Genomic DNA, 8,661 nt, shown 5'->3' with positions numbered 1-8,661 from the left:
ACCACCGCGGCGACCACCGAGACCCGCTGGTGCGAGTCCGGGGCGACCATGCCCCAGGTGACGACGAAGTACGCGGGCGCCAGCCCGAAGCTGATCAGGTCGGAGAGGTTGTCGAGCTCGGCCCCCATCGCCGAGGCCCGCAGCTTGCGCGCGACGAGCCCGTCGAACAGGTCGAAGATGGAGGCCAGCAGCATCAGGATCACCGCCATGGCGGCGCTGTGCCGCGCCATCCCGCCGTCCTCGTTGCCCGTCAGGTGCGGGATCAGGACGCCGGTGGTGGTGAAGTAGACGGCCATGAAGCCGCAGATGGCGTTGCCGAGGGTGAGCGTGTCCGCTATCGACAGCCGGGTGGACAGCGGCATGTCGTCGGCCGCGTCCTCCTCGTCGACCTCCGCGACCCAGGCGGGCTGTGTGTCGGGATCAATCACGGTCAAGACGAGTCACCCCCGCGGTGGTGGCCTGGCCGACCTCGACCGCGGCCTCGACACCCGCCGGGAGGTAGACGTCGACGCGCGACCCGAAGCGGATCAGGCCGATGCGCTCGCCCTGCTCCACCTTCGAGCCCTGGGGTACGTAGGGGACGATGCGGCGGGCCACGGCACCGGCGATCTGCACCATCTCGATGTCGCCGAGTTCGGTGTCGAAGTGCCAGACCACCCGCTCGTTGTTCTCGCTCTCCTTGTTGAACGCCGGGACGAACCCGCCGGGGATGTGCTCCACGGACGTCACCGTGCCGGCCAGCGGCGCGCGGTTGACGTGGACGTTCAGCGGGCTCATGAAGATCGCGACGCGGGTGCGCCCGTCCTTCCACGGCATGATGCTCTGCACCACGCCGTCGGCCGGGGAGATGACCCGGCCCTGAGCGATCTCCCGCTCAGGGTCGCGGAAGAACCACAGCATGCCCGCCGCCAGTGCGGTGGCGGGCACGGCGGCGGCGGCCCAGCGTCCCGAGCGACGGGAACGGGCCAGGCTGACCGCTGCCGTCGCGACGGTCGGCAGAAGCCACGGCGACGCTCCGCGCGCGAGGCGGACACGACCGCGTTGTGCAGAGGATTGGCTGTGGGGCATGGATGACCTTCGTAGCGGAGGATGCCGCATATGCAATGGGGGACGGCGGCTTTCCCGGATGGTATCGGTTGCGAGCGGCAACTGGCCAAGAGCCAGAGCCAATCCATGGCCGAACAACGATGACGGGGTGTGATCTTCGTCCTGAATAAAGCACCCCAAATCGGGCGTTCACCCCTGGATTCGGTACTCCTCCAGTAGCCGTCGGCCGATGATCATTTTCTGGATCTCGGCGGTACCTTCACCGATGAGGAGCATCGGTGCCTCCCGGTAGAGGCGCTCGATCTCGTACTCCTTGGAGAAGCCGTAGCCGCCGTGGATGCGGAACGCGTCCTCCACCACCTCCTTGCAGTACTCGGAGGCCAGGTACTTGGCCATGCCCGCCTCAAGGTCGTTTCGCTGCCCGGAGTCCTTTTTGCGTGCGGCGTTGACCATCATCGCATGGGCCGCTTCAACCTTTGTAGCCATTTCGGCAAGTTTGAACTGAATCGCCTGGTGCTGGGCGATCGGCTTGCCGAAGGTGTGTCGCTGCTGCGCGTACGAAACGCCCAGCTCGAAGGCGCGCTGCGCGACGCCGCAGCCCCGTGCGGCCACGTTGACCCGGCCGACCTCGACGCCGTCCATCATGTGATAGAAGCCACGTCCGGTCTCGCCGCCGAGGACCCGGTCGGCGGGCACCCGCAGCCCGTCCATGATCAGCTCGGTGGTGTCGACCCCCTTGTAGCCCATCTTGTCGATCTTGCCGGGGATGGTCAGCCCCGGCCGCACCTCGCCGAAACCGGCCTCCTTCTCCACGAGGAAGGTGGTCATCGACTTGTGCGGCGCGGTGCCCTGCGGATGGCCCTCGTCCGTACGGCACAGCACCGCGACGAGAGTTGACGAACCACCGTTGGTCAGCCACATCTTCTGACCGGTCAGTACATAATCGCCGCCCTCCGCCACCCCCTTGGACGTGATGGCCGAGACGTCCGAGCCGAGCGCCGGCTCCGACATCGAGAAGGCGCCGCGGATCTCACCGGCCGCCATCTTCGGCAGGAAATAGTCCTTCTGTTCCCGCGTGCCGTGCTGCTTGAGCATGTACGCCACGATGAAGTGCGTGTTGATGATGCCCGACACGCTCATCCAGCCGCGGGCTATCTCCTCCACCGTCAGCGCGTACGTCAGCAGCGACTCGCCGAGACCCCCGTACTCCTCGGGAATCATCAGCCCGAAGACGCCGAGTTCCTTCAGCCCCTCGACTATCCGCGTCGGGTACTCGTCCCGGTGCTCCAGCTCGGTCGCGACCGGGAGGATCTCTTTGTCGACGAAGTCACGGACCGTCGAGAGGATTTCCCGCTGGATGTCCGTCAGGCCCTCGGTCTGTGCGAGGCGTCCGCTCATCTCACTTCTCCTTACGGGCCGGTTCCCGCAGCTCGGGGCGGCCCGGCTGCTCCCCGCCGCGCTCCTTGACGTACGTGGCGGTGGGCACCATCACCTTGCGCCGGAAGACGCACACCAGGGTGCCGTCCTGCTTGTAGCCCTTGGTCTCCACGTACACGATCCCGCGGTCGCTCTTGGATTTTGACGGCGTCTTGTCGAGCACCGTCGTCTCGCCGTAGAGCGTGTCCCCGTGAAAAGTGGGCGCGACGTGCTTCAGCGACTCGATTTCCAGATTCGCGATCGCCTTGCCCGACACATCCGGCACCGACATGCCCAGCAACAGCGAGTAGATGTAGTTGCCGACCACGACATTCTTCCCGAAGTCGGTGGTCCGCTCCGCGTAGTTGCTGTCCATGTGCAACGGGTGGTGATTCATCGTGAGCAGACAGAAGAGGTGGTCGTCGTATTCCGTGACCGTCTTTCCCGGCCAGTGCTTGTAGACGTCCCCGACGGTGAATTCCTCGAAGGTACGGCCGAACTGCATCGCGCTCACGCCTCCGGGGCTTCGAACTTCGAGGTACGGGTCATGCCGGCGGCGCGGCCCTTTCCGCTGACGACGAGCGCCATCTTGCGGCTGGCCTCGTCGATCATCTCGTCCCCGAGCATCGCGGAGCCCTTCTTGCCGCCCGCCTCGGAGGTGTGCCACTCGTACGCGTCGAGGATCAGCTCGGCGCGGTCGTAGTCCTCCTGCGAGGGCGAGAAGACCTCGTTGGCCGCTTCGACCTGCCCCGGGTGCAGCACCCACTTGCCGTCGAAGCCCAGCGCGGCGGCGCGCCCGGCGACCTCCTTGTAGCCGTCCACGTTCTTGATCTGGAGGTAGGGGCCGTCGATCGCCTGGAGGTCGTGGGCGCGGGCCGCCATCAGAATCCGCATCAGGATGTAGTGGTAGGCATCCGCGCCGTACCCGGGCGGCTGCTCGCCGACGACCAGCGTCTTCATGTTGATGGAGGCCATGAAGTCGGCCGGGCCGAAGATGATGGTTTCCAGGCGCGGCGACGCGGCGGCGATCGCGTCCACGTTCACCAGGCCCTTGGCGTTCTCGATCTGCGCCTCGATGCCGATCCGGCCGGGCTCGAAGCCCATCGTCGTCTCGATCTGGGTGAGCAGCAGGTCGAGCGCGACGATCTGCTCGGCGTCCTGGACCTTGGGCAGCATGATGCAGTCCAGGTTCTGCCCGGCGCCCTCGACGACGGTGATGACGTCCCGGTACGTCCAGTGCGTCGTCCAGTCGTTGACCCGCACGACGCGGGTCTTGCCGGACCAGTCGCCGTTGTTCAGCGCGTCCACGATGGTGTGCCGGGCGCCTTCCTTGGCCAGCGGCGCGCAGGCGTCCTCCAGGTCCAGGAAGACCTGGTCGGCGGGGAGGCCCTGAGCCTTCTCCAGGAAGCGCGGGTTGCTGCCGGGGACGGCGAGGCAGGAACGGCGGGGGCGCAGGCGGTTGACAGTCACGCGGGGACCTCCAGGGGGTCGAGCTTGTTCGCGGTACGGATCTCGTCGACGATACGGCCGATGATCTCCGTGATACCGAAGTCCTTCGGGGTGAACACGGCCGCCACTCCGGCTTTCCGGAGGGCCGCCGCGTCGGCGTTGGGGATGATGCCGCCGACGATGACGGGAATGTCGCTGTCGCCGCTCTCGCGCAGCCGCCGCAGCACGTCCGGCACCAGCTCGGCGTGCGAGCCGGACAGGATCGACAGGCCCACGCAGTGCACGTCCTCGGCGACGGCCGCCGTGACGATCTGCTCGGGCGTCAGCCGGATGCCCTGGTAGACGACCTCGAACCCGGCGTCCCTGGCCCGTACGGCGATCTGCTCCGCGCCGTTGCTGTGCCCGTCCAGGCCGGGCTTGCCGACCAGCAGGCGCAGCCGGCCGGTGCCCAGGTCGGCGGCGGTGCGTTCGACCTTCGCACGGACCGCGGCGAGCGGCGTGCCGGCCTCGGCGGTCACGGCGAGCGGCGCGCCCGAGACACCGGTCGGCGCCCGGAACTCGCCGAAGACGTCCCGCAGGGCCCAGGCCCACTCGCCGGTGGTGACGCCCGCGCGGGCGCATTCGAGGGTCGCGGCGAACAGGTTCGTGTCGCCGGCCGCGGCCTTCTTCAGCGCCGACAGGGACTCCTGGGCGCGGACCTCGTCGCGGTCGTCCCGCCACCGGTGCAGCGCGCTCACCACGCCCGCCTCGTTGTCCGGGTCGACGGTCATGATGGCGGCGTCCAGGTCGGCGGTGAGCGGGTTGGGCTCGGTCGACTCGTAGCAGTTGACGCCGACGATCTTCTCCTCGCCGGCCTCGATCCGGGCCCGCCGCTCGGCGTGCGAGGAGACCAGCTGCGACTTCAGATAGCCGGACTCGACGGCGGCCATCGCGCCGCCCATCTCCTCGATCCGGGCCATCTCCGCCAGGCACTCCTCGACCAGGGCCCCGACCTTGGCCTCGATGACGTGCGACCCGGCGAAGATGTCCTCGTACTCCAGCAGGTCCGACTCGTGGGCCAGTACCTGCTGGATGCGCAGCGACCACTGCTGGTCCCACGGCCGCGGCAGGCCCAGCGCCTCGTTCCAGGCCGGGAGCTGTACGGCGCGGGCGCGGGCGTCCTTGGAGAGGGTGACGGCGAGCATCTCCAGCACGATCCGCTGGACGTTGTTCTCCGGCTGCGCCTCGGTCAGGCCGAGCGAGTTGACCTGGACGCCGTAGCGGAAGCGGCGCTGCTTGGGGTTCTCGACGCCGTACCGCTCGCGGGTGATCTGCTCCCAGATGCGGCCGAAGGCGCGCATCTTGCACATCTCCTCGACGAACCGGACCCCGGCGTTGACGAAGAAGGAGATCCGCGCGACCACGTCACCGAACTTCTCCGGCGGCACCTGCCCCGAGTCCCGTACGGCGTCGAGCACGGCGATCGCGGTGCTCATCGCGTACGCGATCTCCTGCACCGGTGTCGCGCCCGCCTCCTGGAGGTGGTAGCTGCAGATGTTGATCGGGTTCCACTTGGGGATGTGCGCCACCGTGTACGTGATCATGTCGGTGGTCAGCCGCAGGCTCGGCCCCGGCGGGAAGACGTGCGTCCCGCGCGAGAGGTACTCCTTGACGATGTCGTTCTGTGTGGTGCCCGACAGCTTGGCGATGTCGGCGCCCTGCTCCTCGGCGACGACCTCGTACAGCGCCAGCAGCCACATGGCCGTGGCGTTGATGGTCATCGAGGTGTTCATCTGCTCCAGCGGGATGTCCTGGAACAGCCGGCGCATGTCGCCGAGGTGCGAGACGGGGACCCCGACCCGGCCGACCTCGCCGCGGGCGAGGATGTGGTCCGGGTCGTAACCGGTCTGCGTCGGCAGGTCGAAGGCGACCGACAGGCCCGTCTGGCCCTTGGCGAGGTTGCGCCGGTAGAGCTCGTTGGACGCCTCCGCGGTGGAGTGCCCGGCGTAGGTCCGCATCAGCCACGGACGATCCTTGTGACGTTCGGTCATGTTGGTCCGTACTCTCGGGGTCCGCCCGTCCGGTCAGACGTTGCGGAACCGGTTGATGGCGTCGATGTGCCGCGCGCGCTTCTCCTCGTCGCGCACGCCCATGCCTTCCTCGGGTGCCAGCGCGAGCACGCCGACCTTGCCCTGGTGGAGATTGCGGTGCACGTCGTAGGCCGCCTGCCCGGTCTCTTCGAGGGCGTACGTCCTGGAGAGCGTCGGGTGGATCTTCCCCTTGGCGATCAGGCGGTTGGCCTCCCACGCCTCGCGGTAGTTGGCGAAGTGCGAGCCGACGATGCGCTTGAGCGACATCCACAGGTAGCGGTTGTCGTACTCGTGGGTGTAGCCGGAGGTGGAGGCGCAGGTGACGATGGTGCCGCCCTTGCGCGTGACGTACACGCTCGCGCCGAAGGTCTCGCGGCCCGGGTGCTCGAAGACGATGTCCACGTCCTCGCCGCCGGTCAGCTCGCGGATGCGCTTGCCGAACCGCTTCCACTCGCGCTGGTCCTGGTGGTGCTCGTCCTTCCAGAACCGGTAGCCCTCGGCGTTGCGGTCGATGATCGCCTCGGCGCCCATCTTCCGGCAGATCTCCGCCTTCTGGTCGCTGGAGACCACACAGATCGGGTTGGCGCCGCCGGCCAGCGCGAACTGCGTGGCGTACGAGCCGAGTCCGCCGCTGGCGCCCCAGATCAGCACGTTGTCGCCCTGCTTCATGCCGGCGCCGTTGCGGGAGACCAGCTGGCGGTACGCGGTGGAGTTGACCAGGCCGGGCGCCGCCGCCTCCTCCCAGCTCAGGTGGTCCGGCTTGGGCATCAGCTGGTTGGACTTGACGAGCGCGATCTCGGCGAGGCCGCCGAAGTTGGTCTCGAATCCCCAGATGCGCTGCTCGGGGTCGAGCATCGTGTCGTTGTGCCCGTCGGCGGACTCCAGCTCGACGGACAGGCAGTGCGCGACGACCTCGTCGCCGGGCTTCCAGGAGTTGACGCCGGGCCCGGTGCGCAGCACGACGCCCGCCAGGTCGGAGCCGATGACGTGGTACGGCAGGTCGTGGCGCTTGGCCAGCGGCGACAGCTTGCCGTAGCGCTCCAGGAACCCGAACGTGGACATCGGCTCGAAGATCGAGGTCCAGACGCTGTTGTAGTTGACCGAGGAGGCCATGACGGCCACCAGGGCCTCGCCCGGGCCCAGTTCGGGCACCGGCACCTCTTCGATGTGCAGCGACTTGCGGGGGTCCTTCTCCTTGGTGGGCAGGCCGTCGAACATGTCGGCCTCGTCCTTGTGCACGGTCACCGCGCGGTAGGAGTCGGGCAGGGGCAGAGCGGCGAAGTCTTCGCGGGTGCTCTCTGGCGCGAGGATCGCGTCAAGTATCTGGTTCACGGTGTGCCTCCGGCGAAGCCTGTCGAGGGAAACGGCTTGAGGGAACGTCGGGGGTGGTGCGGAAGGCGGTGCCGTCGGTTCGGCTGAGGGGTGTTCCGGCAGCGCTGGTGAGCGCGGTGAGGGTGCCTGTGACGCAGGCGTCCGGGCGGGCAGGCACGAGTGGCTTGCTGGGACAGCCGGTGCGCGGTGGTCTTCCCCCAGCTGTCGCTGGGAGGTGCCGCCGTGCGCCGGCCGCCCGGACAACATCAAGGTATGACACCGCGTGCCAGTCGACAAGACACTGAGTGCCAACAATTTCTCTCAGATGTCACCTGGGTGACACGCATGAGCGGCCGGTGGGGCCGTGATCCCCTGGCGAAATGGTGAAATGTCGCCCCTTAGTGGGCGCACACAATGTGGTGGCCTATGGTGCCGGAGGCGGAGCCCGACGCGTGCCAGGGCGTGTCGAACGCCGCCCCGGCACGCCGTACCGGGGCTCAGGACCGCTGCTTGAGCGCCTTTTCGATCGTGCGCATGACCTCGTCCAGCGGCGCGTCCGTACGCGCCACCGTCACCAGTACCTCGCCCCGCTTCGCCGCCCGCGCCGGGGGCTCCTGGTGGTTGTCCCCGCCCAGGGCGCGGCCCGCGCCGATGCCCGTGCCGAAGGTGGCGCGGACGATCCCGAAGGCGTGGTCGAGCTGCGCCTCCACGTCCCCCTCGGCGCCCGCCCGCAGCCAGCGCCGCAGGACGTGGTTGTGCGCGGTGACGACCGCGGACGCCGCGACCTCCGCCAGCAGCGGGTCGTCGTCGCCCTCGTGGTGGGCGCCCTCGTCGAAGTGCCCGAGGAGGTAGCGGGTGAAGAGCCGTTCGTAGCGGGCCACCGAGGCGATCTCGGCCTCGCGGAGGGTGGGGACCTCGCGGGTCAGCCGGTAGCGCGCCACGGAGACCGCGGGGGACGCCGCGTACATCCGCATGACTTCCTTGATGCCCCGGCAGACCGTGTCGAGCGGGTTCTCGTGCGCCGGCGCGGCGTCCAGGACGGCCTCGGCCCGTACGAGGGTGTCGTCGTGGTCCGGGAAGATCGCCTCTTCCTTGGAGCGGAAGTGACGGAAGAACGTGCGGCGGGCGACGCCGGCCGCGGCCGCGATCTCGTCGACCGTCGTGGCTTCGTAGCCTTTGGCGGCGAACAGTTCCATCGCGGCGGTCGCCAGTTCGCGGCGCATCTTCAGGCGTTGGGCGGCGGCCCGGCGGGTGCCGGGCGTGGTGGGTTCGGATCCGTCGGACGGCTGCGTACGGGCGGGCTGGGACATGTGGGGACGGTACTGCATATTCCCGCGGCCTGCGGCATCAGCCGTCGCACGGGCCCCTT

The 8,661-nt window shown here is 68.6% G+C and carries 7 protein-coding genes and 1 pseudogene; all 8 read right to left on the bottom strand.

Features of this window, described 5'->3' with window-relative positions:
• On the bottom strand, positions 1 to 434 hold a 434-nt coding region (locus tag ACFV57_RS40260; protein ID WP_385243454.1), incomplete at its 3' end, for a CDP-alcohol phosphatidyltransferase family protein.
• On the bottom strand, positions 421 to 1,068 hold the full coding sequence (locus tag ACFV57_RS40255) for a phosphatidylserine decarboxylase (RefSeq protein ID WP_385243451.1): 648 nt from the start codon (positions 1,066 to 1,068) through the stop codon (positions 421 to 423). The genes ACFV57_RS40260 and ACFV57_RS40255, both read right to left, overlap by 14 nt.
• A 168-nt stretch (positions 1,069 to 1,236) precedes the next feature.
• On the bottom strand, positions 1,237 to 2,445 hold the full coding sequence (locus ACFV57_RS40250) for an acyl-CoA dehydrogenase family protein (RefSeq protein WP_385243448.1): 1,209 nt from the start codon (positions 2,443 to 2,445) through the stop codon (positions 1,237 to 1,239).
• Position 2,446: 1 nt separating this feature from the next.
• A complete protein-coding gene (locus tag ACFV57_RS40245) occupies positions 2,447 to 2,968 on the bottom strand; it encodes a MaoC family dehydratase (protein WP_385243462.1) in 522 nt (173 codons plus the stop codon).
• A 5-nt stretch (positions 2,969 to 2,973) separates the two neighbouring features.
• Positions 2,974 to 3,933: an HpcH/HpaI aldolase/citrate lyase family protein gene (locus tag ACFV57_RS40240; protein WP_385243445.1), complete on the bottom strand. Its 960-nt coding sequence runs from the start codon at positions 3,931 to 3,933 to the stop codon at positions 2,974 to 2,976.
• Positions 3,930 to 5,957 (bottom strand): annotated as a pseudogene (locus ACFV57_RS40235) (protein meaA); the annotation flags it as partial. The pseudogene ACFV57_RS40235 and the gene ACFV57_RS40240, both read right to left, overlap by 4 nt.
• An 18-nt stretch (positions 5,958 to 5,975) precedes the next feature.
• Complete coding sequence (gene ccrA / locus ACFV57_RS40230) at positions 5,976 to 7,313, bottom strand: crotonyl-CoA carboxylase/reductase (RefSeq protein ID WP_385243442.1); 1,338 nt, start codon at positions 7,311 to 7,313, stop codon at positions 5,976 to 5,978.
• Between the two features lie 476 nt (positions 7,314 to 7,789).
• Positions 7,790 to 8,602 carry a TetR family transcriptional regulator gene (locus ACFV57_RS40225; protein ID WP_385243439.1) on the bottom strand — a complete coding sequence of 271 codons (813 nt, stop codon included), beginning with the start codon at positions 8,600 to 8,602 and terminating at the stop codon, positions 7,790 to 7,792.
• Positions 8,603 to 8,661 lie beyond the last annotated feature (59 nt).

The organism is Streptomyces sp. NPDC059788, from assembly GCF_042732265.1.
GTDB lineage: Bacteria > Actinomycetota > Actinomycetes > Streptomycetales > Streptomycetaceae > Streptomyces.
This window is presented reverse-complemented; position numbering and strand designations above follow the sequence as displayed.

What these genes read in the sequence shown, in the direction of transcription:
- ACFV57_RS40250 (WP_385243448.1), bottom strand. Translation starts at nt 2,445, where the DNA reads ATGAGCGGACGCCTCGCACAGACCGAGGGCCTGACGGACATCCAGCGG.
- ACFV57_RS40225 (WP_385243439.1), bottom strand. Translation starts at nt 8,602, where the DNA reads ATGTCCCAGCCCGCCCGTACGCAGCCGTCCGACGGATCCGAACCCACC.
- ACFV57_RS40255 (WP_385243451.1), bottom strand. Translation starts at nt 1,068, where the DNA reads ATGCCCCACAGCCAATCCTCTGCACAACGCGGTCGTGTCCGCCTCGCG.
- ACFV57_RS40245 (WP_385243462.1), bottom strand. Translation starts at nt 2,968, where the DNA reads ATGCAGTTCGGCCGTACCTTCGAGGAATTCACCGTCGGGGACGTCTAC.